General features: G+C 64.2%; 23 protein-coding genes and 1 riboswitch. Of the genes, 12 read left to right on the top strand and 11 right to left on the bottom strand.

What is annotated here, in order from left to right:
- Positions 1-188: 188 nt before the first annotated feature.
- Genes AC0L2L_RS01890 through AC0L2L_RS01875 form a run of 4 tightly spaced genes read left to right on the top strand, consistent with a single transcriptional unit; the run spans position 189 to position 5,174 of the window.
- On the top strand, positions 189-1,202 hold the full coding sequence (locus AC0L2L_RS01890; protein WP_473575804.1) for a carbohydrate ABC transporter permease: 1,014 nt from the start codon (positions 189-191) through the stop codon (positions 1,200-1,202).
- Between the two features lies 1 nt (position 1,203).
- Positions 1,204-2,358, top strand: a complete 1,155-nt coding sequence (locus AC0L2L_RS01885; RefSeq protein WP_473575802.1) for a carbohydrate ABC transporter permease — start codon at positions 1,204-1,206, stop codon at positions 2,356-2,358.
- 4 nt (positions 2,359-2,362) lie between these two features.
- A complete protein-coding gene (gene bglA / locus AC0L2L_RS01880; protein ID WP_473575801.1) occupies positions 2,363-4,027 on the top strand; it encodes a beta-galactosidase BglA in 1,665 nt (554 codons plus the stop codon).
- A gap of 34 nt (positions 4,028-4,061) precedes the next feature.
- Complete coding sequence (locus AC0L2L_RS01875) at positions 4,062-5,174, top strand: ABC transporter ATP-binding protein (RefSeq protein ID WP_473575799.1); 1,113 nt, start codon at positions 4,062-4,064, stop codon at positions 5,172-5,174.
- A 73-nt stretch (positions 5,175-5,247) separates the two neighbouring features.
- On the opposite strand, the gene AC0L2L_RS01870 is transcribed toward AC0L2L_RS01875, so the two are convergent.
- Positions 5,248-5,481: a DUF680 domain-containing protein gene (locus AC0L2L_RS01870; protein WP_027169218.1), complete on the bottom strand. Its 234-nt coding sequence runs from the start codon at positions 5,479-5,481 to the stop codon at positions 5,248-5,250.
- Positions 5,482-5,550: 69 nt separating this feature from the next.
- Entirely contained in the window at positions 5,551-5,757 is a 207-nt protein-coding gene (locus tag AC0L2L_RS01865) for a DUF680 domain-containing protein (RefSeq protein WP_473575797.1), read from the bottom strand.
- Between the two features lie 475 nt (positions 5,758-6,232).
- A riboswitch (cobalamin riboswitch) is annotated at positions 6,233-6,434 on the top strand.
- Positions 6,435-6,542: 108 nt separating this feature from the next.
- Here AC0L2L_RS01865 and AC0L2L_RS01860 point away from each other — a divergent pair.
- Together AC0L2L_RS01860 and AC0L2L_RS01855 are read left to right on the top strand one after the other, a co-directional pair.
- A complete protein-coding gene (locus tag AC0L2L_RS01860) occupies positions 6,543-7,790 on the top strand; it encodes an aromatic ring-hydroxylating oxygenase subunit alpha (protein WP_473575795.1) in 1,248 nt (415 codons plus the stop codon).
- A 19-nt stretch (positions 7,791-7,809) separates the two neighbouring features.
- Entirely contained in the window at positions 7,810-8,904 is a 1,095-nt protein-coding gene (locus AC0L2L_RS01855; RefSeq protein ID WP_473575793.1) for an FAD-binding oxidoreductase, read from the top strand.
- A 56-nt stretch (positions 8,905-8,960) separates the two neighbouring features.
- On the opposite strand, the gene AC0L2L_RS01850 is transcribed toward AC0L2L_RS01855, so the two are convergent.
- The 6 genes from AC0L2L_RS01850 to AC0L2L_RS01825 all read right to left on the bottom strand — a co-directional run bounded on the left by AC0L2L_RS01850 (position 8,961) and on the right by AC0L2L_RS01825 (position 15,053).
- The gene (locus AC0L2L_RS01850; RefSeq protein ID WP_473576086.1) at positions 8,961-9,707 is read right to left on the bottom strand and encodes a ferredoxin reductase; all 747 of its coding nucleotides are present in this window, start codon (positions 9,705-9,707) and stop codon (positions 8,961-8,963) included.
- Positions 9,708-9,746: 39 nt separating this feature from the next.
- Positions 9,747-10,358 (bottom strand): molybdopterin-dependent oxidoreductase, encoded by a 612-nt coding sequence (locus AC0L2L_RS01845; RefSeq protein WP_473575791.1) that lies wholly within the window; start codon positions 10,356-10,358, stop codon positions 9,747-9,749.
- Between the two features lie 176 nt (positions 10,359-10,534).
- Positions 10,535-12,082, bottom strand: coding sequence for a DegQ family serine endoprotease (locus AC0L2L_RS01840; RefSeq protein WP_473575789.1), 1,548 nt, complete (start codon positions 12,080-12,082; stop codon positions 10,535-10,537).
- Positions 12,083-12,269: 187 nt separating this feature from the next.
- The gene (locus AC0L2L_RS01835; protein ID WP_473575787.1) at positions 12,270-13,016 is read right to left on the bottom strand and encodes an MBL fold metallo-hydrolase; all 747 of its coding nucleotides are present in this window, start codon (positions 13,014-13,016) and stop codon (positions 12,270-12,272) included.
- Positions 13,016-14,182 (bottom strand): diphosphate--fructose-6-phosphate 1-phosphotransferase, encoded by a 1,167-nt coding sequence (locus AC0L2L_RS01830; RefSeq protein ID WP_473575786.1) that lies wholly within the window; start codon positions 14,180-14,182, stop codon positions 13,016-13,018. The genes AC0L2L_RS01835 and AC0L2L_RS01830 overlap by 1 nt, the downstream gene beginning before the upstream one ends.
- 202 nt (positions 14,183-14,384) lie before the next feature.
- Positions 14,385-15,053: a L,D-transpeptidase gene (locus tag AC0L2L_RS01825; protein ID WP_473576085.1), complete on the bottom strand. Its 669-nt coding sequence runs from the start codon at positions 15,051-15,053 to the stop codon at positions 14,385-14,387.
- 333 nt (positions 15,054-15,386) lie between these two features.
- Between AC0L2L_RS01825 and AC0L2L_RS01820 the strand changes: the two genes are divergently transcribed.
- Positions 15,387-16,010, top strand: a complete 624-nt coding sequence (locus tag AC0L2L_RS01820) for a LysE family translocator (protein ID WP_473575784.1) — start codon at positions 15,387-15,389, stop codon at positions 16,008-16,010.
- Positions 16,011-16,114: 104 nt separating this feature from the next.
- Here AC0L2L_RS01820 and AC0L2L_RS01815 read toward each other — a convergent pair whose 3' ends face one another.
- On the bottom strand, positions 16,115-18,745 hold the full coding sequence (locus AC0L2L_RS01815; RefSeq protein WP_473575782.1) for an autotransporter family protein: 2,631 nt from the start codon (positions 18,743-18,745) through the stop codon (positions 16,115-16,117).
- Between the two features lie 323 nt (positions 18,746-19,068).
- Here AC0L2L_RS01815 and AC0L2L_RS01810 point away from each other — a divergent pair, with 323 nt between their 5' ends.
- Both AC0L2L_RS01810 and xylB read left to right on the top strand, forming a co-directional pair.
- Entirely contained in the window at positions 19,069-20,394 is a 1,326-nt protein-coding gene (locus AC0L2L_RS01810) for a tetratricopeptide repeat protein (RefSeq protein WP_473575781.1), read from the top strand.
- 81 nt (positions 20,395-20,475) lie between these two features.
- Entirely contained in the window at positions 20,476-21,930 is a 1,455-nt protein-coding gene (gene xylB, locus AC0L2L_RS01805; protein WP_473575779.1) for a xylulokinase, read from the top strand.
- A gap of 233 nt (positions 21,931-22,163) precedes the next feature.
- Here xylB and AC0L2L_RS01800 read toward each other — a convergent pair whose 3' ends face one another.
- Complete coding sequence (locus AC0L2L_RS01800; protein WP_473575778.1) at positions 22,164-22,526, bottom strand: nuclear transport factor 2 family protein; 363 nt, start codon at positions 22,524-22,526, stop codon at positions 22,164-22,166.
- Between the two features lie 113 nt (positions 22,527-22,639).
- Between AC0L2L_RS01800 and xylA the strand changes: the two genes are divergently transcribed.
- The 3 genes from xylA to AC0L2L_RS01785 all read left to right on the top strand — a co-directional run bounded on the left by xylA (position 22,640) and on the right by AC0L2L_RS01785 (position 25,205).
- Positions 22,640-23,965, top strand: a complete 1,326-nt coding sequence (gene xylA / locus AC0L2L_RS01795; RefSeq protein ID WP_473575776.1) for a xylose isomerase — start codon at positions 22,640-22,642, stop codon at positions 23,963-23,965.
- 184 nt (positions 23,966-24,149) lie between these two features.
- The gene (locus tag AC0L2L_RS01790; RefSeq protein WP_473575774.1) at positions 24,150-24,353 is read left to right on the top strand and encodes a hypothetical protein; all 204 of its coding nucleotides are present in this window, start codon (positions 24,150-24,152) and stop codon (positions 24,351-24,353) included.
- A 90-nt stretch (positions 24,354-24,443) separates the two neighbouring features.
- A complete protein-coding gene (locus AC0L2L_RS01785) occupies positions 24,444-25,205 on the top strand; it encodes a TIGR01458 family HAD-type hydrolase (RefSeq protein ID WP_473575772.1) in 762 nt (253 codons plus the stop codon).
- Here AC0L2L_RS01785 and AC0L2L_RS01780 read toward each other — a convergent pair.
- Complete coding sequence (locus AC0L2L_RS01780; protein WP_473575770.1) at positions 25,186-26,166, bottom strand: GlxA family transcriptional regulator; 981 nt, start codon at positions 26,164-26,166, stop codon at positions 25,186-25,188. The genes AC0L2L_RS01785 and AC0L2L_RS01780 overlap by 20 nt on opposite strands.
- Between the last annotated feature and the right edge of the window lie 38 nt (positions 26,167-26,204).

Raw genomic sequence — 26,204 nt, 5'->3', positions numbered from 1 at the left:
TACAGCGAAGTCGCCGAGCCTTTTCCTGGAATTGCTCTGAGATCCTCCTCATCCTCCTACTGGATCCGGGCTACGGCCCGGGTCCGACCGGCGGTCCACGCCGGAAGCCTTCCCGTTTCGAATTACCGAAAGTCGGTGCATCCGGTCGCCAGCCTTGGCTGACTGGTGGTACGCAGGGAGAGGGACCCATGGCGACTCAGATTTTCTCGGCCATATTCGTCATCATCATCGGCGTCGGCGGCTGTGTCGCCTATTTCTGGGGCGCCAACAAACTACTCGATCTTGTCTTCCCGTCGCGCGGCGTCTCCGGCACTGCCGCCGTCGACAATCTCCGCCGGCAAGGGCTGGTGCGGCCGTGGCTGTTCGTCGGCCCGGCGATGATCATCCTCACCATCTATCTGATCTATCCCGTGATCGAGACGCTGAGGCTCTCCTTCCTCGATCGCGGCGGCGCGAATTTCGTCGGACTGGCCAACTACAAATGGGCGTTCGGCGACCACGACTTCCGCAACTCGATCCTGAACAATGTCCTTTGGCTGGCGGTGGTGCCGGCGGCCTGCACCTTCCTCGGGCTGATCATTGCCGTGCTCACCGACAAGATCTGGTGGGGCACGATCGCCAAGAGCCTGATCTTCCTGCCCCTGGCCATCTCCTTCGTCGGCGCCAGCGTGATCTGGAAGTTCATCTACGAGTATCGCGGCGAGGGCCAGGTGCAGATCGGCCTGCTCAACGCCATCATCCAGTATTTCGGCGGCCAGCCGCAGGTGTGGATATCGCTGCCGTTCTGGAACAATTTCTTCCTGATGATCATCCTGATCTGGATCCAGACCGGCTTTGCCATGGTGATCCTGTCATCGGCGCTGCGCGGTATTCCGGAGGAGACGCTGGAGGCGGCGGTCATCGACGGCGCCAACCCGTTCCAGATCTTCTGGAAGATCATGGTGCCGCAAATCTGGGGCACCATCGCCGTTGTCTGGACCACCATCACCATCCTGGTGCTGAAGGTGTTCGACATCGTGCTGACCATGACCAACGGCCAATGGAACAGCCAGGTGCTCGCCAACCTGATGTTCGACTGGATGTTCCGCGGCGGCGGCGATTTCGGCCGCGGGGCGACAATCGCGATCATCATCATGATCGCGGTCATCCCGATCATGGTCTGGAACATCCGCCAGGCCAACAAAGAGACGGGAGGGCATTGAGATGGCTGCGACCCGCGGAAAGTCCTTCGCCGGCCGGTTCGGCGTCCATATCGCCGTGCTCGTCTTTGTGGTGATCTGGACCATCCCGACACTCGGCATTCTCGTCTCATCGCTGCGCGACAAGGACCAGATCGTGGCGTCGGGCTGGTGGAATTCCTTCGCCAGTTCCAGCCAAACCGAGGCTGGGCGGCTGCCGGCCGCCTCGGCGCAGGTGCAGAAGGACGGCAAGTATGTGATCGAAGGCAACATCTTCGGCGATGGCGCCAAGCGCGACATAAGCGCCTTCGGCTTCAAGGCGGCGACACCGACACAATACAAGGCCGGCACAGCGGCCGATCTTGGCGACGGCGTCACCTTGCAGGTGAATGCGGATGGCGGCTTCGTGCTCGCCTCGCCGAAAGCCTTCGAGGGCGAGCGTGGCCAACGCGTCTATTTCGCCTCCTCCGCGCCGCCGAAATTCACCTCGGAGAACTATCACGCCGTGCTGTTTTCCGAAGGCATCGGCCGCTCGTTCATGAACTCGTTGACGGTGACCATCCCGGCAACGATCATCCCCATCCTGATCGCGGCCTTCGCGGCCTATGCATTGGCCTGGATGCGCTTTCCGGGCCGGGCGCTGTTGATTGCCGTCATCATCGGCCTGCTGGTTGTGCCGCTGCAGATGTCGCTGATCCCGCTGCTCAAGCTCTACAACGGCGTCGGCACCTTCTTCGGCGTGCCGTCCAAGACCTATCTCGGCATCTGGCTGGCGCATACCGGCTTCGGCCTGCCTTTCGCCATCTACCTGCTCAGGAGCTATATTGCCGGTCTGCCGCGCGAGATCATGGAATCGGCGCGGATCGACGGCGCTAGCGACTTCGAGATCTTCGTCAAGATCGTGCTGCCGCTGTCCTTCCCGGTGCTTGCCTCCTTCGCCATCTTCCAGTTCCTGTGGGTATGGAACGATCTCCTGGTGGCGATGGTTTTCCTCGGCACGGCACCCGATCAGATCGTGCTGACGGCCAAGCTCAACGCGCTGCTCGGCTCGCGCGGCGGCAACTGGGAGATCCTGACGACATCGGCATTCATCACCATCATCGTGCCGCTGGCCGTGTTCTTCTCGCTGCAGCGCTATTTCGTCCGCGGGCTGCTTGCCGGCTCGGTGAAAGGAGGTTGAAGACATGCAATCGGCTTTGAAGGCGACTTCGAGACCAGACCCCGCCGTCGACCGCGACTGGTGGCGGGGCGCGGTGATCTACCAGATCTATCCGCGCTCCTACCAGGACTCGAACGACGACGGCATCGGCGACCTGAAAGGCATCGTGCGGCGCCTGCCCTACATCGCCTCGCTCGGCGTCGACGCCATCTGGATCTCGCCCTTCTTCAAGTCGCCGATGAAGGATTTCGGCTACGACGTGTCGGATTATTGCGACGTCGACCCGATGTTCGGCACGCTAGCCGATTTCGACGCGCTGGTGGCGGAAGCCCATCGGCTGGGCCTCAAGGTGATGATCGACGAGGTGCTGTCGCACACCGCCGACATCCACCCCTGGTTCAAGGAAAGCCGCTCGAGCCGCGGCAATCCGAAAGCCGACTGGTATGTGTGGGCCGACGCCAAGCCCGACGGCACGCCGCCCAACAACTGGCTGTCGATCTTCGGCGGCTCGGCCTGGCAGTGGGACACCAGCCGCCAGCAATATTACATGCACAATTTCCTGGCCGAGCAGCCCGACCTCAACTTCCACAACGCAGAAGTCCAGGACGCGCTGCTCGACATCACCCGCTTCTGGCTGGAGCGCGGCGTCGACGGCTTCCGCCTCGACACGATCAACTTCTATTTCCACAGCCGGGGGCTGGAGGACAATCCGCCGCTGCCGCCGGAACAGCGCAACGACCAGACCGCGCCCGCGGTCAATCCCTACAACTACCAGGACCATATCTACGACAAGAGCCGGCCGGAGAACCTCGGCTTCCTCGAGCGTTTTCGCGCGCTGCTCGACGAATATCCGGCGCAGGCTGCCGTCGGCGAGGTCGGCGATTCACAACGCGGCCTTGAAGTGGTCGCCGCCTACACCGCCGACGGCAAGCGCGTGCATATGTGCTATTCCTTCGACTTCCTGGCGCCGGAGAAGATCAGCGCCGCGAAAGCGCGCGCGGTGCTGGAGGCTTTCGGCACGGTCGCCAGCGACGGCTGGTCGTGCTGGGCCTTCTCCAACCATGACGTGATGCGCGTGGCCTCGCGCTGGGCCGCCAACGAGGCCGATCCGACCGCCTATCTCAAGGTGATCTCGGCGCTGTTGATGTCGCTGCGCGGCTCGGTCTGCATCTATCAAGGCGAAGAGCTCGGCCTTGGCGAGGCGGAGCTGAAATTCGAAGACCTGCAAGACCCCTACGGCATCCGCTTCTGGCCGGAATTCAAGGGCCGCGACGGCTGCCGCACGCCGATGGTGTGGGAAGCCGCGGCCAAGAATGGCGGCTTCTCGACCGCCAAACCCTGGCTGCCGGTGCCGGGCAAGCACCTTTCGCAAGCCGTCAATGTGCAACAGGGCGATGCAAGCTCGCTGCTCGAGCATTACCGTCGCTTCCTCGCCTTCCGGCGCCAGCATCCGGCGCTGGCCAAGGGCGACATCGACTTTATCGAAAGCGATGGCGACACCGTCGCCTTCACTCGCCGCGAGGGCAACGAGCGGATCGTCTGCGCTTTCAACCTCGGCAGCAAGCCCGCCGTGGTCAATCTTGGCCAAGGCGCGCTGCAACCCTTGCCCGGACATGGCTTTTCGGGACAGACTGGCAGCGGGCCGGTCCGCCTCGGCGGATACGGCGCCTGGTTCGGGCGAATCGACTGAACTTGCAGACAGAGATTAACGGGAGGAGAAAATCATGGCCGATGTCACGCTCAACCAGGTGAAGAAATCATACGGCAACCTCAACATTCTCCACGGCATCGACCTCGACATCAAATCGGGCGAGTTCATCGTCTTTGTCGGGCCGTCGGGTTGCGGCAAGTCGACCTTGCTCAGGTCGATCGCCGGCCTTGAGGAGATCACCTCGGGCGAGCTGAAGATCGACGGCGAGGTGGTGAACGACGTGCCGCCGTCGAAGCGGGGCATCGCCATGGTGTTCCAGTCATACGCGCTCTATCCGCATATGACGGTCTACGACAACATGGCCTTCTCGATGAAGATCGGCAAGGAAAGCAAGGCGGAGATCGACAAGCGGGTGCGGCAGGCGGCCGAAATCCTGCAGCTGACCAAATATCTCGACCGCCTGCCCAAGGCGATGTCGGGCGGCCAGCGCCAGCGTGTCGCCATCGGCCGCGCCATCGTGCGCAACCCGAAAGTGTTCCTGTTCGACGAGCCGCTGTCGAACCTCGACGCAGCACTTCGCGTCGCCACCCGCATCGAGATCGCCAAGCTCAAGGAATCGATGCCGAACACGACGATGATCTACGTCACACACGACCAGGTCGAGGCGATGACGCTGGCGGACCGCATCGTGGTGCTGAAGGATGGCGTCGTCGAGCAGGTCGGCACGCCGATGGAGCTGTACAAACGGCCCGGGAACCTGTTTGTGGCCCAGTTCATCGGCTCGCCGGCCATGAACATATTGCCGGCCAAGATCGAGAAGGCCGGCAATCCGACCGTGGTCAGCCATGTCGGCGGCCGCAAGGCGACTGTGCCGATCGCGACGCCGGCTTCGGCAAGCGGTGCCGCGGTCAGCTTCGGCGTGCGGCCGGAGGATCTCGCGATCGCCACCGGCGCGGACTATCTGTTCGAAGGCAAGGTGGACTATATCGAGCAGCTTGGCGAGGTTCAGCTTGTCTATGTCGATATCGGCCGCACCGACCTGCCATTGGTGACCAAGCTGCCGGGCAATGTCGAGGTCAAGCGCGGCGAGACCCTGCGGCTCAACGCCGGCGCCGGCGATCTGCACATCTTCGACACGGACGGCCACTCCTTCACGCTGCATCGCGAGGAAGCGAAGGCGGCCTGAGCGCGCAAAGCGCCTGCCGCAACGAAGAAGCGGCGGCCATGGCCGCCGCTTCTATTTTAATCGCAGTCGGCTGTTAACGGTTGCCGAAGTGGTCGCGGTCTGCACCCTGCGGAGCCGACTTCTGCACGTCACGCGACGAGTTCAGCAGCTTGTAAACCGTCGAGTCGTCGCGGATCGACGAGGTGCGCGTGGTGTCGACGGCCGGAGCCGGCTGGTTGACGCCACTGTTGTTGTAATTGTCGCTGCCTGCAAAAGCAGCCGTGGAAACGGCCATCAGGGCCGCGGTGGCAAGAAGGATCTTCTTCATTTTCAGTACTCCTGAATTCCTGTCGGGCCAAGACGGCGGGCGCACCCGCCGCCGGTCCTGAATCGGCTGTTAGTTGTTGCCGAAGAGGTTGTGGTCGGCACCCGTCTTAACGGGGTTCTGCGCGGCCGGCTCCGCCTTGCGGACCGAGGCCGTGTAGGACGAGTCGACCGAAGCGGCCGCCTGGTTGCCTTCATTCGGGTTGTAATGGTCGCTACCAGCAAAGGCGTTGCCGGAAATTGCCAGAAGGGCCGCGGCAGTGAGAACAATCTTTTTCATTTTTGCTACTCCAGTATTTTTATTCAGTCCGTCTAGCGGCGTGTCTTGGGAATGAAATCGCGTCGTTCGGACAGCGCTGATTTGGGTGAGCCGACCGCCGGATTCCAATCACGAAGTTTTTCCGGCTGGACCATGAATCCACACCTTGAAATTGTCATAAGCATGCCTACGATCTATTTTTCTCTTTTTAATTCAATTATTTAGATGAATATGCCGCTTGGCTCACCGAGTGTGTCATAGCGACAGCGTTCACCCCCTATTGCACGCACCGTCAACAGAAACGAACCGTTCGGTTCGATTTTAGGATCTGCTAATAGTCACTTTTTGATACTGTTAACTATTTCCCCCCATTGCGACGGTCGATTCGACTGGCTCCGGGGCCAGGATTCAGACTGAAGCGAACTCACTTGCCGCCCGTGTCGCGCCGCATGGATGCGATGTCGCTTTCATGCCGACGGCGCTCTCTGCTCCGTGATTAGATCAGGCCATCTCAGGTGCCGCTGCGTCGTGACGGGGCGGAGAATTGGGAAGCCGGTCGAAATCCGGCGCTGCCCCCGCAACGGTGGTGGAGTGAAGTCGCAACGGGAGACCACTGGGCCTTGGCCTGGGAAGGTGTCGCGACCGCCCCGCAAGGGCAACTCCAGAGCCCGGAAACCAGCCAGGGACATTTTTGAACTCGACTGATCGCGGTGGGCGATCAAGGGGCGGATAGCGCATGCCGGTCAGTCGGCGGCAGCCGTTCTTCTCCATCTCCACCAGTTCAGTCCTTGACATGAGGACAGGACATGGACGCGCGCAACGACATGCTGAGGCTCCTGCAGAGCCGCAAGCCGGGCTACTCGCTGGAGCAGCCCTTCTATACAGACCCTGGCTTCTTCAAGCTCGACATGGAGCTCATCTGGTACCGCGACTGGCTGTTCATTGGCCATGACTGCGAGCTGCCTAAGCCGGGCAGCTTCGTCACCGTGCAGATCGGCGATTATCCGGTGGTTCTGGTGCGCGACCAGCAGGGCAAGATCAACGCCTTCCACAATTCCTGCCGGCATCGTGGCAGCCGGGTGTGCAACACCGACAAGGGCATGGCCGCCAAGCTGGTCTGCCCCTACCATCAGTGGACTTACGAGCTCGACGGCCGGCTGCTTTTTGCTCGCCAGATGGCCGAGGGGTTCGACAAGAGCCGGTTCGGACTGAAGCCGGTCGCCTGCGAAAGCGTCGGCGGCTACATTTTCATTTGCCTCGCCGGCGAGCCGGCCGGCTTCGCGCCGATGCGCGCCATGATCGAGCCGTATCTTCTGCCGCACCGCCTCAGCGAGGCGAAGATCGCTTTCGAGTCGACCATCATCGAGAAGGGCAACTGGAAGCTGGTCTGGGAGAACAACCGCGAGTGCTATCACTGCGCCGGCAATCATCCCGAACTCTGCAAGACTTTCCCGGAAGCACCCACGGTGACCGGCGTGCACGGTGCCGAAAGCGACCCGGAAATGCAGGCGCATTGGGCGAAATGCGAGGCGGCGGGCCTGCCCAGCCGCTTCCGCATCGATCCGGCTGGCCAGTATCGCGCCACCCGCGCGCCGCTGCTGCGCGATGCGGTGAGCTATACGATGAACGGCAAGCGCGCGGTCCGTAAGGATCTCTCGGCCAATGTCAGCGCCGACCGTATCGGCACGTTGATGCACTACCATTACCCGACGACGTGGAACCACATCCTCATCGACCACGCGGTCACCTTCCGCGTGCTGCCGATCAGCGCCACCGAAACCGCCGTGACGACCAAATGGCTGGTGCACAAGGACGCGGTCGAGGGCGTCGACTATGACCTCGCCGAGCTCACCCATGTCTGGACCGAGACCAACGACCAGGACCGCCGCATCGTCGAGGAGAACGCCTTCGGCATCCTGTCACCGGCCTACGAACCCGGTCCCTATTCGGAGCTGCACGAGGGCGGCGTCATCCAGTTCGTCGACTGGTACGCGTCCTTCATAGGACCGCGCCTTGGCGAGCGGGACCGGCCGACGCTGCGCAGCGTCGCCTGAGGGCTGGGAGATGAACGCCATGACCGAACTCGGCCTCTACCGCCATCTCGACGAGATGACGCCCTGGAACGACCGGCTGCAGGTGCTGGAGGTGATCGGCGTCAGCGACGAGGCGCCCGACGTGAAGACCTTTGCCTTCCGCTCCGACAACCAGACCTGGTTCCGCTACAGACCGGGCCAGTTCATCACGCTGGAATTGCCGACCGCCAACGGGCCGCTGATGCGCACCTATACGCTGTCGTCGTCGCCGTCGCGGCCATTCTCGCTCGCGGTGACGGTAAAGGCGCAGAGCGGCAGCATCGGCACACGCTGGATGTTCGACAATTTGAAGCCGGGGGCGCTCGTCAAAGCCTACGGGCCCGCGGGCGATTTCTCGCTGCACAGCCACCCGGCGGCAAAGTATCTGTTCATTTCGGCCGGTTCGGGCGTCACGCCGATGATGTCGATGCTGCGTTGGCTGAACGACTGCGCGCCGTGGACCGATGTCGGCTTCGTCAATTGCGCGCGGCGGCCCGAGGAGATCATCTTCCGCAGGGAGCTCGAATTGCTCGGCACCCGCATGCCCGGCCTCTCGCTCGGCTTCATGATCGAGGAGCGGTCGAGCCGCGAAGGCTGGTTCGGCCATATGGGCCGCATCGACGCCATCCGGCTGCCGCTGCTGGCGCCCGATTTCCGCGAGCGCGAGATCTTCTGCTGCGGTCCCGATCCTTTCATGCGCGCCGTGCGCCAGATGCTGGACGCTTCAGGCTTCGACATGAGCCGCTACCATCAGGAGAGCTTCGCCGCGCCGCTTGTCGAGGAAATTGCGGCACCCTTCGCACCGGCGGATGGCGCACATGTCTCTGTCGACGCGGCGACGCCCGTCCGCTTCTCGCTTTCCGGCGTCGACGCCGAATGCGTTGCCGGACAGACCGTGCTGCAGACGGCACGCGCCGCCGGTGTCAGGATCCCGGCAGCTTGCGAATTCGGCCTTTGCGGAACCTGCAAGGTCAGGAAGGCTGCGGGCGAGGTCGCGATGGATCACAATGGCGGCATCCTCGACCACGAGATCGAGGACGGCTTCATCCTGGCCTGCTGCTCGAAGCCATTGTCGGCGCTGGAAATTGAGGCCTGAACCGCGAATCAATCCCAAAAAGGTCGAAATGGCGCCGACTTGCCTTAAATCGGCGTTCAAACGCCATAACGCTCGGTGCGGATAATCCCTGCCGGAACGCCGGCACCGATCAGCGACTCGGCAGCGGCCGAGACGAACGCGTTCGAGCCGCAGACATAGGCAAGCCTCGGCGCCTTCGGCAGCCGCTCGATGGCCTGCACCATCATCCGGGGGTCGACGCGCCGGGAATAGTCGGACGGCCGCCTCGCCTGTTCGCGGGTCAGCGTCAGCACCAGATCGAACCCATCGCGGCGATCGTCGAGGCCGATCAGTTCGTCGCGGAAGATCACTTCGTCCCAGACCCGCGCCGAGAACACTAGCGCAACGGGCACCGCCTTGTTGCGCAGCGTGCGATGACGCACCATCGCCATCAGCGGCACGACTCCCGATCCGCCGCCGACCAGAAGGATCGGCCCGCCGTCGCTCTCCTCCCAGATGAAATGGCCGCCCAGCGGTCCGCGCAGCTCGATCTCGTCGCCGACCGCCGCCACGTCGTGGAAGAAGGGCGAAACCTCGCCGTCGTCGAGGCGCTCGATCGCGAGCTCGATGCCCGCACCGGCTTCCGGCGCAGAAGCAATGGAGTAGGAGCGACGCGCCTGATAGCCGTCCGGCGCCGTCAGCCTGATGTCGACATGCTGCCCCGCCAGATGGGTGAAGGGCCGCGACGGCTGGAACCAGAAGCTGGTGACGCGCGGGGTGCGCTTTTCGATGCGGGTGATCTTGGCTGCCTGCCAGGGCGATTGCGGCGACGGCCCGGCGCTCATGGTTCGCCACTCACGGTTTGCCACTCACGGGGCCGCTCCTCAGGGATCGCTCGAATAGCGCTGCTCGCGCCACGGGTCGCCATAGATGTGATAGCCGCGCAGCTCCCAGAATCCCGGCTCGTCGCGCTCGGTGAACTGCAGCCCGTTCACCCATTTGGCCGATTTCCAGAAATAGAGGTGCGGCACCAACAGCCGTGCCGGTCCGCCATGATCGGGCGTGATCGGCTTGCCCTCATAGAGCAGCGCCACCATCGCCTTGCCGGAAACGAGGTCCCTGGTCGGCACATTGGTGGAATAGCCGTCGAAGGACAGCGCCAGCGTGTAGGCGGTCGGCGGTTCGATGCCGGCGTCGGCAAGGATGTCGTCGATCATCACGCCTTGCCAAGGCGTGTTGAACTTGGTCCAGGCCGTGACGCAATGGATGTCGCGGGTCATCTTGCTTTGCGGCAAGGCGTTGAATTCGGCCCAGTTCCATTTCTTGAGCGGCTTTGGCCCCTGCTTGAGCGTGAAGGACCAATCCTCGGGGCGCAGGCGCGGCGTCGGCCCCGCCGAGAGAACCGGGAAACCCTGCTCCAGATATTGGCCCGGCGGGATGCGCGTGTCGGTGTCGGAAGGAGGACGCCGTCCGGAAAAGAAGCCGCGGGTGACCATCGAGACATCCCTTACGCCAGATTTGGCCTTGCGTTGGATTTGGCCTTGCGTTGGATTTGGCCTTGCGCCGGGTTTGGCCGACCGCGGGGAGTGTTCTCGAATACGCCTCGGGGGGCAACAGAAATCTGCAGGCAAAGCCCACCGGAGACGCCGGCGGGCTCCGCCCGAAGCGTTGCTCAGCCTGCGGCGAAGGGCACGGCGACGAAGATCTGCGCGTCGCCGCGATCGATAAGCAAGAGCACCGACTTCTTGCCGGACTTACCGGCCTCGGCGATCGCCTGGTTGGCCTGCCTGGCCGTCCTTACCGGCGTCTGGTCGACACCGACGATGACATCGCCGGGCTGGATGCCGGCAGCCGAAGCCGCCTTGTCCGGATTGACCCGCTCGACCACCGCGCCGCGCTGGTTCTGGGAAAGGTTGAGCTGGTCGCGGATGTCGGGCGTAAGGTCGGTCAGGCCAAGGCCGAGCGACGGCACGCCCTGTCCGGCAGACGGCTTGCCCGGTTCGCCAGTGGAAGCGGTCTGTTGATCCTCGGTGTTGCGCCCGACATCGGCCGCGATCTGGAGCGCCTTGCCCTTGCGCCAGACATTGACCGTCTCCTTGGCGCCGGGCGCGACATCGGCCACGGCGCGCGACAGGTCCTTCGGATCCTTGATCTCCTGACCGCCGAAGCCGGTGATCACATCACCGGTCTCGATGCCCGCCTTGGCCGCTGGCGACCCGTCGGTGACCGCGGCGACAAGCGCGCCGCCCGGGTGATCGAGGCCCATTGCGCTGGCGACATCCGGTGTGACGGGCTGGATCTGCACACCGAGATAACCGTATTCGATGTTGCCGCCCTTCATCAGCTTGGCGACCACCTTCTCAGCCTGGTTCGACGGGATGGCGAAACCGACGCCGACGCTGCCGCCATTGGGCGAGAAGATGGCGGTGTCGATGCCGATGACATTGCCGTTGACGTCGACCAGCGGTCCGCCGGAGTTGCCGCGGTTGATCGGCGCGTCGATCTGGATGAAATCGTCGAACGGCCCGCTGTGCAGGTCGCGGCCGCGCGCCGAGACGATGCCGGCGGTGACCGTGGCGCCGATGCCGAACGGGTTGCCGAACGCCAGTATCTGGTCGCCCGGCATGAGCTTGTCGGAATCGCCCCATTTGACGGTCGGCAGCGGCTTGCTCGCCTTGATCTTGAGCACCGCCAGATCGTTCTTGCCGTCGTGGCCGACGAGCCTGGCGGGAAGCTCGGTGCCGTCGTCGAGCGTCACCTTGATCGATGTCGCGCCGTCGACGACGTGGTTGTTGGTGACGATGGTGCCGTCCGAGCCGACGATAAAGCCGGAGCCCAGGGCCTCGGCACGCTGCGACTGCTGCGGCGGCGCCTTGGGCACAGGCATGCCCTGATCGCCGAAGAACTGGCGGAAATATTCGTCGAAGGGTGAATTGCCGTCACCGCCGTCAGGAGGCGAGGCCTGTCCCATGGCATCGGGCTGGGCATTGGCGACCGTGGTGACGGTCACGACGGCCGGCTTGGTGGTGGCAACAATCGGCGCGAACGAGCCGTTGGGTGCCTTTGTGCCGGCGACCGGGGTCTGGGTCGTCGCGGCCACGGTGCTCAAGCCGCTGTTGCCTCCATTTTGCGCAAAGGAGATGACGACCGGGGTGATGATCAGCGCAGCGCCCAGCAGGGCCGCGACGCGATGTCTGCGAAGTATGCTTGATGGTGACATGGTCGTTTCTGTCCGGGCGAGAGTTGATCCAGCGCCGCGGGCATTTTCGAACGAATCGCCCGTCGGCGTGTCGGCGGCCGGATTGCCTGTCTCGCCGAACATGGCAGCCGGCCGGATCGACAATGAAGCATTTAGGGCGGGGAATGGCCCGATTTAGGGTTTTGGGTCGACCTTACGAAGATTTAATTCAGAGAACGCTTACAAACCGCTCCCTCCGGCGCAGGTAGGCGGACGCGATCTCGCGCATCCTCGCGCCGTCGAAGCTCGGGCCGTGGCCGCCATGGCCGATGCGGATCGGCAGGTCGAGCAGGCGCTGCATGGTGCGGCAATAGGCAGCACGGTCCGAATCCGGCAGATCGTCGATCAGCATGCCGTCATAGATGGCGTCGCCAGCGAGGAATAAGCCGTCGGCCTCATCGAAAAGCGCGATCGAATCCGGCGAATGTCCGGGCAGATGCAGCACGCGGAATTTTCGGTCGCCGAGATCGACGATGTCACCCTCGTCGAGCGCGCGTGTCAGCGGCGCAGGCGAAATCCGATAATCGGCCGGCTTCCATCCGGGCGCCGGCAATTTGGACACGGCGCCATCGAGATTATGGAACATGTAGGCATAGGTGACGGCATCGTCCATGCTGTCGAATTGCGCCGCGCTCATCCTGGGTCCCATGCGCAACGGGAATTCGTGCAGCGAGCCGACATGGTCGAGATGGATGTGGGTGGCGACGACGATGAGCGGCTTGCCGGCCGGCGTGTCGATCTCCTGCGCCAGCGGGCAGATGCCCATGCCGGTATCGACCAGAAGGTCGGCATCGCGGCCCCTGAGATGCCATATATTGGCGCGCACGAAATCATGCACGAAGGGTTCGGTCAGCATCGTCGTGCCGGCATCGACGATAGCCTTGCCGAACCAGTCGCCCACCACAAGCTCGCCCATCAGACGAACGGCTTGCCGATCTTGTATTTTTCCGGCACCAGCCGCTTGAGGTAAGCCATGCCGGCTTCCGAAAGCTGGTTGACGTCCGGCTTCATGAAATCGTCGGGCATGTGGCGCGTCTTGCCGGCCACGGCCTTCAGCGGCACCTTCTTCAGCACGGTCTTCGAGCCATCGTATTGGATCGCGACCGAGCCGCCGCCTTCGTCGGCGACGGCGACCGCGAAGGCGCCGGCATCGAAGGCTTCCCTGGCGTCGACGGCGCTGATCGCACCGACATAGCCGCGCGGCATATAGCCAAGCGCGTCGACCCGCGCGCGCTTGCCCGGCAGGCCTTCGGCCAAAGCCCGTTCAAGCGCCGCCGGCAGGTCGCTGCCCGACAATTTGACGTTGCCATGCTGGTCGCGCTCGAGCTTTTCCGGCGGAACCAGGCTCTCGACCAGCGCCTTGCCGTCGGCGGTGCTGACGCCTTCCGAGACGGCGACGATGCAGCGCTTGTGGCGGTCGAGCGTTTCGCGCACGTCGTCGATGAAGCGCTTGGCCGAGAAGGCGCGCTCCGGCACATAGACCAAATGCGGACCGCTGTCGGAATCGAGCTGCCAGGCTGCGGCCGCGGCGGTCAGGAAGCCGGCATGCCGGCCCATGACGATGCCGACATAGATGCCGGGCAGCGCGCGGAAATCGAGATCGACGGACAGGAAGGCGCCGGCGACGAATTCGGCCGCCGAGATGAAGCCCGGCGTATGGTCGTTCTCCTCGAGGTCGTTGTCGATGGTTTTCGGCGCGTGCACGAAGGCGATCGAGCCGCCCGCGGCATCGGTCAGGATCTGCTGGGTGCCCGAGGTATCGTTGCCGCCGATATAGATGAAGGCGTCGGCGCCGGCCTTTTTCAGGCCGTTGAGGATGACTTCGCAATAGGCGGCGTCCGGCTTGTCGCGGGTCGAGCCGAGCGCGGCGCTCGGCGTGCCGGCGATCAGCCGCAGCCGGTCCTCGGGGATGGCGGAGAGATCGACATAGTTGCCGTCGCGGATGCCGCGCACGCCGTGGATCGAGCCCAGCACCTTGGCGCCGGGGTGACGCTTGCGGATTTCCAGCGTGGCGCCGACGACGGTCTGGTTGATGACGGCGGTCGGGCCGCCGCCCTGCGCAATGACGAAGGTTCCAGCCATGCTTTTCTCTCCCTAGAGCATGATGCCGAAAAGTGTGAAGCGGTTTTCGGACGACATCATGCTCTACTTCTTTGATGTAGAGACGGATCCAGATTCCAGGTCCGAATGGACCTGAAATCATCCGGCTCCAGGCGAAGGTTTTCAGGGCACCTTCGCCTGTCTTGCGGCATCGCGCAACGGGGGAATGGGCTGGCGGAAAAGATCAGACGACGACGACCGGGTTCTTCTTGGAAACGCGGCTGTAGAGGTCGATGATGTCCTGGTTGATCAGGCGCACGCAGCCCGACGACATCGCCTGGCCGATGCTCCACCATTCGGGCGAGCCGTGGATGCGGTAACCGGTGTCCTTGCCGTCCTGGTAGATGTAGAGCGCCCGGGCGCCGAGCGGATTGGTGAGGCCGCCAGGCTGGCCACCCTGCCATTTCACCAGTTCCGGCTTGCGCTGGATCATCTCCGGCGGCGGCGTCCACACCGGCCATTCGCGGCCGTACTGGATATTGGCGCGGCCCGACCAGCGGAAGCCGTCCTTGCCGATGCCGACGCCGTAGCGGATGGCGTCGCCGCCCGGCTGGACCAGATAGAGCATGCGCTCCTGCAGATGGACGACGATGGTGCCGGGCGCCTCGCCGGTCTTGTCGACGACGATCTGGCGGCGGAACTGCGGCTTGACCTTCTGCCAGGGCACCTCCGGCACCTGGAAACCGCCATCGGTGAGCGAGGCGTACATGATGTCCGGGCCGGTGATGTTCTTGTCGACGCCGATCGCCGGGCGCATGGGCGGCACGGAACCGGTGACGGTATTGTCGAGCTGCATTTGCGGCAGGTCGAGCGTGTCGGTGGTGCTGCAGCCGGCGAGGCCGAGCAGCGCCATGGCGCCAGCGCCGGAAAGCACGGCGCGGCGGGAAAGCTGAATTTCGGTATCGATTGCGGCGCCGTTGGAAGACGGCGTCAGACTTTGCGGCAACTCGCGCATACACCAACCCTACGCTGCCGGCGGGAAGCACGGTCCGGCCGGATCGCAGGCATTTTCGCCATTCATGGTTGAAAAAGCGTGAAAGCGCCGGGGTCCGGCTTAACCCTGACGGATCCTTGTGCCGGCTGATCCGCCGGCACCGGCCCTGGCGTTGAAGATTCTTTCAAAGGGCTCTTTACATTCCCGGCGGCCCCAGGATTTATCCTTTTCTTTGCGCTCAAGGAGTAGGAAATGTCCTTCGAAAACTGGGCTGCCTTTGCCGCCGCTTCTTCCATTCTTCTCGTCATTCCGGGTCCGACGATCCTGCTGGTCGTCTCCTATGCTCTGGGACAAGGCTGGCGCACTGCGCTGCCGATGGCGGTGGGCGTTGCGCTCGGCGACTTCACCGCCATGACGCTGTCGATGCTCGGCATCGGTGCGCTGCTCGCGGCTTCGGCGACGGTGTTCACGGTGCTCAAGGTTATCGGCGCCGGCTACCTGATCTATCTCGGCATAAAGCTGTTCCGCGCCGGCGGCGCGCTGAAGGCGGAGCCGCGCACCGACGCGGTGCCGGCAGCCAGGATGATGGCGCATGCCTGGCTGGTGACGGCGCTCAACCCGAAGAGCATCACCTTCTTCGTCGCCTTCCTGCCGCAGTTCCTCGACCGGCACGCGGATTTCTGGACGCAGATGCTGATCTTCGAGACGACCTTCCTGACTTTGGCCTTCCTCAACGCCTTCGGCTACGCGCTGGTCGCCTCCAGGGCCCGCGCGATCGTGCGCAACCCGAAGGCGATCCGCATCTTCAACCGCACCGGCGGGACATTGCTGGTCGGTGCCGGCATCGCCACGGTGGCGGTACGGTCGGGGAATTGAGGTCAGGAGCAGGCAGCTGGTGCTAACCGCTCTTTTGCCGGGCGTTTGCGCTGCCCCTCATCCGGCTGCCGCCACCTTCTCCCCGTGAACGGGAAGAAGGACGATCACCATTTGACACTGAGCCCCAGATTGCCCTCCAGCACGCGGCGTTTGTCGCCGCCGAGGTTGGTCGTGTAGTCGCCGGTGGCGAAGACGCTGACCTTGTCCGTCACCTTGGCGACCACGCCGCCACCGAATTCGAAGGAGGTGGACCTGCTCTCGGTCGATATGTCGGTGCCTTCGAAATCGACGCGGTCGGTGCCGCCGAAATCGTGCCAGAGGTTGGCTTTGAGATATGGCTGCAACGCCATGCCATTGAGCACCGTCTCGCCTTGCAGCCTCAGTCCGATCCTGCCGGTGACATTGTCGTCGGAATCGAACGACACCGAGGAGAACCGGTCCTTGGCATCGTCAAGCGACAGATGCTGCCAGACCAGTTGCGCCTGCGGCTCCAACGTCCAACCCTGGGCGAGCGCGACCGGATAGCCGCCTTCAAGCGAAGCGGTGACCCCGGTTCCGCCGACATCGATGCCGATATCTCGCGACGACGTGGCCGAGCCGCCGAAGAACGTCGCCATCAGCACGCCGTCCAGGTACCAGCCGGCCTTGCCGATGCGGGTCCAGTAGCCGCCGACGCTGGTGCCGGTGACGTCAAGGCTGCCGACCGCGAGGTCGTCCTGTCCCAGCGCCTGGCCGCGCACGTCGCCATTCATGCTGCCATAGGCAAGGAACAGGCCGGCGCGGTCGACCGAGCCCGAGGCGGTCTCGCGGCCGACAAGATCGAAGCCGGCCTGGAGGCCGAACAACGTGCCGTCGAAGGATGGCGAGACTGTCCCCGACCAGTCCATCTTGGCGTCCTGGCCGAAGATGCGGCCCCAGACGGGCTGCAAATCGGTGTCCGACGACAACAGGCTCTGCTCGCCGCGCCGTTCATGGAAGGTGCCGAGCGTCGCCATCGTCAGGTGGTCGGCCACCGGCGGCACGGCCGAATAGACCGGCACCTCGACGCGGTAGAGCAGGATCTGCTGGCCGGGCGCCGGCGTCGGCAGGTCCGGCACGGCGGTCGGCACCGGCGGCGGCGGCGGCGGCGGGTCGGCGGGAGGCGCTTCCACCGGTGCAGGAGGCGCTTCGGGCGCGTCATCGCCGGCTTGCACCGGCGGCGTCGGATCGACCGGCGGGTTGTTGATGTCGCCCTCCGTCGGCACCGGCACCGGCGGCAATTGCGACGGCGGCGGCGGCGGCTCGGTTTCAGGAGGCACAGGCTCCAGTGCCGGCGACGGCTCGGCTTCCGGCGGGGCCGCCGCAGGCGATGTCGGCGTTATCAGCGTCGAGCGCAGATACCAGTTCTCCGCGCTGCCGGCGCTGACGCCGCCCTTGAACAGATAGTATTCGAAGGCGCCGGCGGCGACCGGCGCGTCGAGCGCAAAGGCGCTGGCGCCGGACGTGGCGCCGTTGATCGCCTGGACGACCATGATGCCGTCGGCCGTCGTCTCGGCGCCGGCGCCACCGGCATTGACCACTGCGATACCGGTCGAGCCGGAGGCTGTGCCGCCGGACAGGACGAGCCGATCGGAAGCGGAGGAATCGTCGCCAAGCTCGGTCTGGATCAGCAGCAGGCCGCCGAGCCCGGTGTAGTTGCCGTTGATGGTCAACCGGTCAGTGGCACCGGTGCCGCCATTGGTCAGGTCGATGCGGCCGGCATTGATCACATTGGCCAGTTGGCCGGACGTGAAGGCCTGGATCGACGCGTTGAAACCGCCGCCGTAAAGCGTGCTTGCCTGATCGACATTGAGCGAGCCGGTGCCTGTGCCGCTGTCGCCGAGCAAGAGGTTGCCGTCCAGCGTCAACTCGGTGTCGTTGGTGGCGTTGATGGTTTCCCAATTCTGGACTCTGGCAATGCCATCCAAGTCGACATTGTCGAATGTCAGCGTGTCAGCGCCGAGACCGCCATTCAATGCGTCGGCGCCGCCGAGATTGGCCTTGGTGAGGTTGCTGAGCTTGGCAGTGTCGTTGTCGGCGCCAAGATCGACGCTGCCGTAGATGATGCCGCCGCCGTCCCAGACGAAGCTATCGGACCCAACGCTCATCAGCACGTCGTCGCCGACGGTGCCGCCGGTGATCGTGACACTATCGGCGCCGCCGCTGACGCTGATGTTGCCGCCGATGATGCCGCCGGAGAGGATGATCGTGTCCTGGTCGAAGCCGGTGACGAGATTACGGTCGATGGTGCCGCCGGACATGTTGAAGAAGTTCTTGTCGAGCTTCATGTTGACGCGGCCGATGCGGCCGCCGGTCATCACGGCGCGGTCGCCGTCGTCGAAGAAATCGACGATGCGGCCGCCGCTCATGGTGAAGGTGTCGAGCCCATCGCCCTGGTTGAGCGAGCCGATCTGGCCGGCGCTCATGTTGAAATCGTCGATGCCCGCGCCCTGCTGGACATTGCCCGTGACCGTGCCCGACTGCATGTCGACACGGTCGACGCCGGCACCGAAAGTGACGTTGCCGCTGATCTGGCCTGAGCCGCCGGCCGGAAAGGTCAGCGTATTGTCGCCTCCGGTATCGGTAAGGCTGCCGCCCGAATCGCCACTGTCGCAAACGAAGGTGTCGTTGCCGGCCGTAGGGGCAAATATGCATGCCGCGAAGGCTGGCGCGCCAGGCAGAAATGTGAGTGCGGTCGAGGTGAAAAGGCCAATCACCCAAGGATGATCCAAACCTCTTCTATGTCGATCAGGAGTTGCTGATATAACTATACCTTCCGAGGACAGTCTCGGAAGGCAGTTTTCAGAGTGCTTCATCGCGTCCTCGCAATTCGCGATTTAAGCCCGTCCACCCCTGCCGCAATAAAGTCATAATTCGTTTCGTTTTTCAAAGCCTATTCTGCACCGTATGGTTGATAAACTGCGGCGCCTGCCGGATAGCCCCGAGTATTGATTGATCCAGGCGGCCGTTGGCACGCCCGGCGCCGATGCTTTAGGATCGGCCCCGGAATGGCCGAATTGCGATCATCGAGGGACATCCAATGGCATTGAAGGATGCGTTTGGCCTCACCTATTCCGGGGCGACCGAAGCCGGGTTCTCGTCCTACGTCCGCGCCACCCGTGAGCTGCAATGCTTCATCGGCGATCCGGTCGGATCGATCGACCGAGCCATTGCCGATGACCCGGCCTTCGTCATGGCGCATGTCTTCAAGGGCTATCTGTTCGGCCTCGCCACCGAGCGGGACGCAACGGCTGTTGCCCGGTCAAGCCACCAGGCGGCGCTGCCGCTTGCCGCCACCCCGCGCGAAGAGGCGCATGTCGCCGCACTTGGCCATCTCGCCGCAGGGCGATGGCATGAAGCCGCCCGCATCCTCGAGGATATCGCGATCGACAATCCGCGCGATGCGTTGGCGCTGCAGGCCGGGCATCAGATCGATTTCTTCACCGGCAACGCGCGCATGCTGCGCGACCGCATCGGCCGGGCGCTGCCGTCGTGGCACAAGGACATGCCGGGCTATCACGCCATTCTTGGCATGCAGGCCTTCGGACTGGAGGAAATGGGCGATTATGCGCGCGCCGAATCCTTCGGCCGGCAAGCCATTGAGATCGAACCGCGCGACGGCTGGGCGCAGCATGCGGTAGCGCATGTCATGGAAATGCAAAGCCGGCAAAGAGACGGCATCGCCTGGATGCGCGCCAACCCGGAAGCGTGGACGAAGGAGAGCTTCCTGCAGGTCCACAATTGGTGGCATCTGGCGCTGTTCCATTACGATCTCGGCGAAAGCGGCGAGGTGCTCGAGCTCTATGACGGGCCTATCTACGGATCGCGCTCGACATTGGCCCTGAACATGGTCGACGCTTCTGCGATCCTGTGGCGCCTCAATCTCGGCGGCGTCGATGTCGGCGACCGCTGGGCGGCACTTGCCGCCAACTGGACCCCGAAAGCCGCCGCCGGCAATTATGCCTTCAACGATGCGCATGCGATGATGGCCTTTGTCGGCGCCGGGCTGGAGGCGCCGGCCAGGACGCTGATCGAGGCGCAGCGTGAAGCCATGCGCGGTGATGACGACAACGCCGCCTTCACACGCGATGTCGGCCATCCGCTGACGCTTGCGATCAAGGCCTTCGGCGAGAGAAACTACGACGAGGCGGTGCGCCTGATCCGGCCGATCCGCTCGATTGCCCACCGTTTTGGCGGCAGCCATGCGCAGCGCGACGTGATCGACCTGACGCTGATCGAGGCGGCGTTGCGCGCCGGCGATACGGCGCTGGCGCGGGCGTTGGCCGCCGAACGGCAGATGGCCCGGCCCGACAGTCCGCTATCGGCGCTGTTCTCGCGTCGCGCATCCAATTTGTCTGAGAATTGACCCGAAGCGGATCTTGTCTTAAAAACTGGCGAGCCAGATTTTTTCGAGATCCGAAAAAATTAATGGCAATGGGAGGAAATCATGTTTCTCGGCCTCGACCTGGGCACCTCAGGCGTCAAGGCGCTGCTGATCGATGACGGCCAAAAGGTCATCGGCTCCGGCCATGGTTCGCTCGACGTCTCGCGGCCGCATCCCGGCTGGTCCGAGCAGGATCCGGCGCATTGGATAGAGGCCTGCGAGACGGCGATTTCCGAACTCAAGGCTTCGCATCCGAGGGAGCTTGCGGCGGTCAGGGGCATCGGCCTTTCCGGCCAGATGCATGGCGCCACCCTGCTCGATGCCTCGGACAAGGTTCTGCGTCCCTGCATCCTGTGGAACGACACGCGCAGTCATGTCGAAGCGGCGGCGCTCGATGCCGATCCGCGCTTCCGCAAGCTCACGGGCAATATCGTTTTCCCGGGCTTCACCGCGCCGAAGCTCGCCTGGGTGAAGGAACACGAAGCCAAGATCTTCGCCGCCGTCGCCAAGGTGCTCCTGCCGAAGGATTATCTGCGGCTCTGGCTGACCGGCGAGCATATTTCGGAAATGTCGGATTCTGCCGGCACATCCTGGCTCGATGTCGGCAAGCGTCGCTGGGCGCCTGAATTGCTGGCGGCGACATCGCTCGACGAGAAGCACATGCCGGCGCTTACCGAAGGCACGGCCAAGGCCGGCGCCCTGCGCGGCGAGCTCGCATCGAAATGGGGTATCGCGGCGGGCATTCCGATTGCCGGCGGCGCCGGCGACAATGCGGCCTCGGCCTGCGGCATGGGCACGGTCGGCGCTGGCCACGCCTTCGTGTCGCTCGGCACGTCCGGCGTGCTGTTTGCGGCGAACGCGTCCTACCTGCCCAACCCGGAAAGCGCGGTGCACACATTCTGCCATGCGCTGCCCGACACCTGGCACCAGATGGGCGTCATCCTGTCGGCCACCGATTCGCTCAACTGGTTGTCCGAGATCACCGGAAAGAGCGCCGGCGACCTGACCGCCGAGCTCGGCGATACGCTGAAGGCGCCGACGGGCGTCACCTTCCTGCCCTATCTCTCGGGCGAGCGCACGCCGCACAATGATTCCGCCATCCGCGGCTCCTTCACCGGGCTGGCGCATGAATCGGGCCGGGCCGTGCTGACACAGGCCGTGCTCGAAGGTGTCGCCTTCGCCTTCCGCGACAGCCTCGAAGCGCTGAAGAAGGCCGGCACGACGCTGACGCGAGTGACCGCGATCGGCGGCGGCTCGCGCTCCCGCTATTGGCTGAAGGCGATCGCCACCGCGCTACAGGTTCCGGTCGATATCCCCGCCGACGGCGATTTCGGCGCTGCCTTCGGGGCTGCGCGGCTTGGGCTGATCGCCGCGACGGGCGCCGACCCGCTTGCGGTGTGCACCGCGCCGCCTACCGATGCGACGGTCGAGCCGGATACTGCGTTTGGCGGCGCCTTCGCGGATGCCTATCAGCGCTATCGCGCGCTTTATCCGGCGATCCGGAGCGCAACCGCGTGAGCAGGCGCGAGGCGCCCCCCTCTGGCCTGCCCGTCCTACGCTGCGCTGCAGCTACGGAGGGTGGACCGGGCATCTCCCCCTCAAGGGGGGAGATTGGCAGCTTTGGCGCCCCGCTCATTCCTGTGACGCTGGAGATTGGCGAAAGCCGGAGCGACATCCAATCTTCCCCCTTGAGGGGGAGATGGCCGGCAGGCCAGAGAGGGGGGCTTCGCACCCCACCTCCCCAGCTAGCCTCACTGCGCCGGCACCTTGTCGAGGAAGCCGGTGACGCTCCTCAGGCGGCCGTTCTCGATGACGCCGATATCGGTGCCTTCGATGACGGACTCCGTGCCTTCCGGTCCGAGATGCCACGAGAAGCGGATTTGGTCGGCGAAACCGTCGGGCTCACCCTTCAGCGAGAAGCGGAAGCCGGCAAAGCGCTGCTGCACGCCGTCGATCAGCGCGGCGATGCCGTCATGGCCATCGCCCTGCATGACCGGGTCGCGATAGCTGACGTCGCTGGTGAAGGCCGCTTCGAGCAGCGCCTTGCGGCGGGTCGCATCGCTCTCGTTCCAGGCGGTGATGTAGTTGCGGGCGATCGTGTTGAGGTCGGTCATGGTCTTCATCCTTCGTTGGATCGTTTCGACATGACCCTTTTCGCCCGACAAAAGAGTGAAACCAATTACGCCTGAGGTAATCGGGCAGAACCATCTCGGAGAGGAAGGAAACCATGAGCAGCGGATTTTTCGGCGACATCAAGAAGATCAAATATGAGGGACCGGATTCGACCAATCCGCTGGCCTACCGGCACTACAATCCAGACGAGGTCGTGGCCGGCAAGCGGTTGGAAGACCATCTGCGCTTCGCCGTCGCCTACTGGCATTCCTTCGCCTGGCCCGGCGGCGACCCGTTCGGCGGCCAGACGTTCGACCGCCCCTGGTTCGCCAAGTCGGGCGGCGTCGACACGATGGAACTGGCCAAGCTCAAGGCCGACGTCGCCTTCGAGATGTTCTCGCTGCTCGGGGCGCCCTATTTCTGCTTCCACGACGCCGATGTCCGCCCGGAGGGCAAGGATTTTTCCGAAAGCGCCGTACGGCTCGACGAGATCGCCGACTATTTCGCGGCCAAGATGAAAGAGACCGGCGTCAAGCTGCTCTGGGGCACGGCGAACATGTTCTCCAATCGCCGCTTCATGTCGGGCGCTGCCACCAATCCCGATCCGGATGTCTTCGCCTATGCGGCAGCGACCGTGAAGAGCTGCATCGACGTCACCAAGCGGCTGAAGGGCGAAAACTATGTGCTGTGGGGCGGGCGCGAGGGCTATGAGACGCTGCTCAACACCGACCTTGCCCGCGAGCAGGAGCAGGCCGGCCGCTTCCTCAACCTCGTCGTCGATTACAAGCACAAAATAGGCTTCAAAGGCACGATCCTGATCGAGCCGAAGCCGCAGGAGCCGACCAAGCACCAGTATGATTACGATGTCGCGACCGTCTACGGCTTCCTGAAACGCTTCGGCCTGGAGAAGGAAGTCAAGCTCAACATCGAGCAGGGCCATGCGATCCTTGCCGGCCATTCCTTCGAGCATGAGCTGGCTTTGGCCAATGCGCTGGGCATCTTCGGTTCCATCGACATGAACCGCAACGACTACCAGTCGGGCTGGGACACCGACCAGTTCCCGAACAACGTGCCGGAAATGGCGCTGGCCTATTATCAGGTCCTGCAGGCCGGCGGCTTCGAGACCGGCGGCACCAATTTCGACGCCAAGCTGCGGCGCCAGTCGCTCGATCCAGAAGACCTCTTGATCGGCCATGTCGGCGGCATGGATGCCTGCGCGCGCGGCCTCAAGGCGGCGGCGAAGATGGTCGAGGACAAGGCGCTGTCCGGCCCGCTCGCCGAGCGTTATGCCGGCTGGAACACCGCCGAAGGCAAGGCGATGCTCTCGGGCAAGCGCACGCTGGAGGAGATCGCCGAACGCGTGGTGAAAGAGAAGATCGAGCCGCAGCCGCGCTCCGGCCGGCAGGAACTGCTCGAGAACATCGTCAACCGCTACGTCTGAGGGCCCCTGTGGCGCCCAATCGGGAGCCGCCGAGCCTGAAATTGCTTTCCGCGCGGGGTGAAACCGGACGACAAGGTTTTGCCCCGCGCTGCCCATCAATCGCCCAGCTCTTGCCTTCAAACAGCCGTCACGGACCTCCTATATTGTGGCCATGTGGCGGGAAGGAAAGAAGGAGGCGAAACGTATGCAGCACGAACGTGAAATCGACGCCCTGCTCTCTCCAAGCGAGGCCGGATCGATCATCGATCGGCTGATGGCGCTGCCTAATCCAAAGGACGGCGCCCGCAAGACAAATGAATGGGATCGCGCGGTCGCCGCGCGGCTCGAAACGGCGCTTGCCAGGAGCATGCGCTCACGCATCGTAGGCGAAGGCCGCGACGCAGCCTGATTCTTCCGCGACTTGATTCTTCCGCGACTGATCCTTCCTTGATTTGACGAACGGAGACCGTTTCTCCATCCTGCATCGATGATACGCGCGGTGCTCCTGGATCTTCTGGGTGTCGTCTACGACGGCGACACCCAGATCGCAGGTGCAGCGGCTGCGGTCGAACGGCTGCGACAGGCCGGTTTGCCGCTCCGTTTCGTCAGCAACACGACACGCTCGCCACGCAGCGCCATCATCGCGCAGCTTGCCCGGATGGGCATCAAGGTAGCGGACGAGGAACTGCTGACGCCGGCGCGCGCCGCGGTCGACTGGTTGCGCAGGCATGGCCGCCAGCCGCATCTGCTTGTCCACCCCGACCTCGAGGTCGAGTTTTCCGGGCTGGAAGGCGGGAGCGGGCGCGCTGTCGTCGTCGGCGATGCCGGCGAAGCTTTCAACCATGCCAGCCTCAATCGCGCTTTCCGCGAGCTGATTGCGGGCGCCGATTTCCTGGCTTTGGCCATCAACCGCACCTTCAAGGATGCCGACGGCCTGCTCAGCCTCGACACCGGTGCCTTCGTCGCGGCGCTGGAATTCGCCGGCGGACGTAGCCCTGTCGTGCTCGGCAAGCCGTCGCCGGATTTCTTCCTTTCAGCGCTTGCCGATTTGAACTGTCCGGCAGCCGAGACGGTCATGGTCGGCGACGACGCGGAAAGCGATGTCGCCGGCGCTCTGGGCGCCGGGCTTGGCGCGGCGCTGCTCGTGCGGACCGGCAAATATCGCCCCGGCGACGAAACGCGCTTCGATCCGGCGCCCACGGCGCTTGTCGACGATCTCGCCGCCGCGACCGACTGGATAATCAGCCGCGCCGCAGCCTGACCGGCGCCTCGCCAAAAGCCCGGGAAAATGCCCTGGAGAATGCTGCGGCCGAGGAAAAGCCGGTACGCCCGGCAATGTCGGCCATGGCGACGCGGGTGTCGACCACCAGCCGCCGGGCGGCGCTGAGGCGCAGCCTCAGATAGTAGGCGCCGGGCGTCTCGCCGATCGATTTGCGAAAAATGCTTTCCAGCGTTCTTGCCGTGACGCCGGCGCGCTTGGCCACCGCGTCGATGGTGAGCGGCTGGTCGACATGCGCTTCCATCAGCCGGATCGCCTGGGCCAGGCGCGGATCGTAGCCGTCGAGCCGGCCGAGCGACACCAGGGGCTGCGCGTCGGTCGCGGCGCGCGCCTGATCGTAGATGAAGACGCTCGCGACATCGAGCGCCGCCGCCATGCCGAGCCGGGTGCGGATGAGATGCAGCATCAGGTCGAAGGTCGGCGAAGCGCCGCCCGAGGTGAAGACCGGCCCGTCGATGACGTAGCGGTCCGGCCGCACGTCGACGCCGGGAAAGGCGGCGGAAAAATCCTCCATGTCCTCCCAATGCGTGGTGGCGCTGCGGCCCTCGAGCAGGCCGGCGCGCGCCACCAGCCAGGTGCCGGCCTCGACGCCGCCGCAGGCGCGGGCCGCGCGCGCCGCCCTCCGCAAACCGGCAAGCAACGCCGCCGTGGCGTAATTCTGCGTGCCGAAGCCGGCGACGACCACCAGCATGTCGGTCGGCTCGGCGGCATCGAAGCGGCCGCTGACCGCCACGGGGAGGCCGCAAGTGGTGACCGGCGCCTCGCCGGTGACCGAGACCAGCTTGAAGTCGAACAATGTCTCGCCAGAAATGCGGTTGGCGGCACGCAACGGATCGACCGCCGAGGCGACGCACATGATCGACGAGCCGGAGAACACCAGGAGCGTCACCTTGAGCGGCTCACGTTCGGAACGAAAGATGGTCGGCTTTTCGCTTTTTATCATGAGAGCTTCGTAAAACGCAAAACAGTTTCCGGCAAGTC

Source organism: Mesorhizobium sp. WSM4832 (genome assembly GCF_055811115.1).
Note: the sequence above shows the minus strand (reverse complement) of the source record. Positions and strands in the feature narration are given on the sequence as shown.

Coding starts and splice junctions, on each gene's coding strand:
- AC0L2L_RS01790 (WP_473575774.1), top strand. CDS start 24,150: ATGCAGCACGAACGTGAAATCGACGCCCTGCTCTCTCCAAGCGAGGCC.
- AC0L2L_RS01855 (WP_473575793.1), top strand. CDS start 7,810: ATGACCGAACTCGGCCTCTACCGCCATCTCGACGAGATGACGCCCTGG.
- AC0L2L_RS01820 (WP_473575784.1), top strand. CDS start 15,387: ATGTCCTTCGAAAACTGGGCTGCCTTTGCCGCCGCTTCTTCCATTCTT.
- AC0L2L_RS01840 (WP_473575789.1), bottom strand. CDS start 12,082: ATGTCACCATCAAGCATACTTCGCAGACATCGCGTCGCGGCCCTGCTG.
- AC0L2L_RS01830 (WP_473575786.1), bottom strand. CDS start 14,182: ATGGCTGGAACCTTCGTCATTGCGCAGGGCGGCGGCCCGACCGCCGTC.
- AC0L2L_RS01825 (WP_473576085.1), bottom strand. CDS start 15,053: ATGGCGCTGCTCGGCCTCGCCGGCTGCAGCACCACCGACACGCTCGAC.
- AC0L2L_RS01885 (WP_473575802.1), top strand. CDS start 1,204: ATGGCTGCGACCCGCGGAAAGTCCTTCGCCGGCCGGTTCGGCGTCCAT.
- AC0L2L_RS01875 (WP_473575799.1), top strand. CDS start 4,062: ATGGCCGATGTCACGCTCAACCAGGTGAAGAAATCATACGGCAACCTC.
- AC0L2L_RS01845 (WP_473575791.1), bottom strand. CDS start 10,358: ATGGTCACCCGCGGCTTCTTTTCCGGACGGCGTCCTCCTTCCGACACC.
- AC0L2L_RS01850 (WP_473576086.1), bottom strand. CDS start 9,707: ATGAGCGCCGGGCCGTCGCCGCAATCGCCCTGGCAGGCAGCCAAGATC.
- AC0L2L_RS01780 (WP_473575770.1), bottom strand. CDS start 26,166: ATGATAAAAAGCGAAAAGCCGACCATCTTTCGTTCCGAACGTGAGCCG.
- AC0L2L_RS01865 (WP_473575797.1), bottom strand. CDS start 5,757: ATGAAAAAGATTGTTCTCACTGCCGCGGCCCTTCTGGCAATTTCCGGC.
- AC0L2L_RS01890 (WP_473575804.1), top strand. CDS start 189: ATGGCGACTCAGATTTTCTCGGCCATATTCGTCATCATCATCGGCGTC.
- AC0L2L_RS01835 (WP_473575787.1), bottom strand. CDS start 13,016: ATGGGCGAGCTTGTGGTGGGCGACTGGTTCGGCAAGGCTATCGTCGAT.
- AC0L2L_RS01860 (WP_473575795.1), top strand. CDS start 6,543: ATGGACGCGCGCAACGACATGCTGAGGCTCCTGCAGAGCCGCAAGCCG.
- xylA (WP_473575776.1), top strand. CDS start 22,640: ATGAGCAGCGGATTTTTCGGCGACATCAAGAAGATCAAATATGAGGGA.
- xylB (WP_473575779.1), top strand. CDS start 20,476: ATGTTTCTCGGCCTCGACCTGGGCACCTCAGGCGTCAAGGCGCTGCTG.
- AC0L2L_RS01800 (WP_473575778.1), bottom strand. CDS start 22,526: ATGACCGACCTCAACACGATCGCCCGCAACTACATCACCGCCTGGAAC.
- AC0L2L_RS01810 (WP_473575781.1), top strand. CDS start 19,069: ATGGCATTGAAGGATGCGTTTGGCCTCACCTATTCCGGGGCGACCGAA.
- bglA (WP_473575801.1), top strand. CDS start 2,363: ATGCAATCGGCTTTGAAGGCGACTTCGAGACCAGACCCCGCCGTCGAC.
- AC0L2L_RS01870 (WP_027169218.1), bottom strand. CDS start 5,481: ATGAAGAAGATCCTTCTTGCCACCGCGGCCCTGATGGCCGTTTCCACG.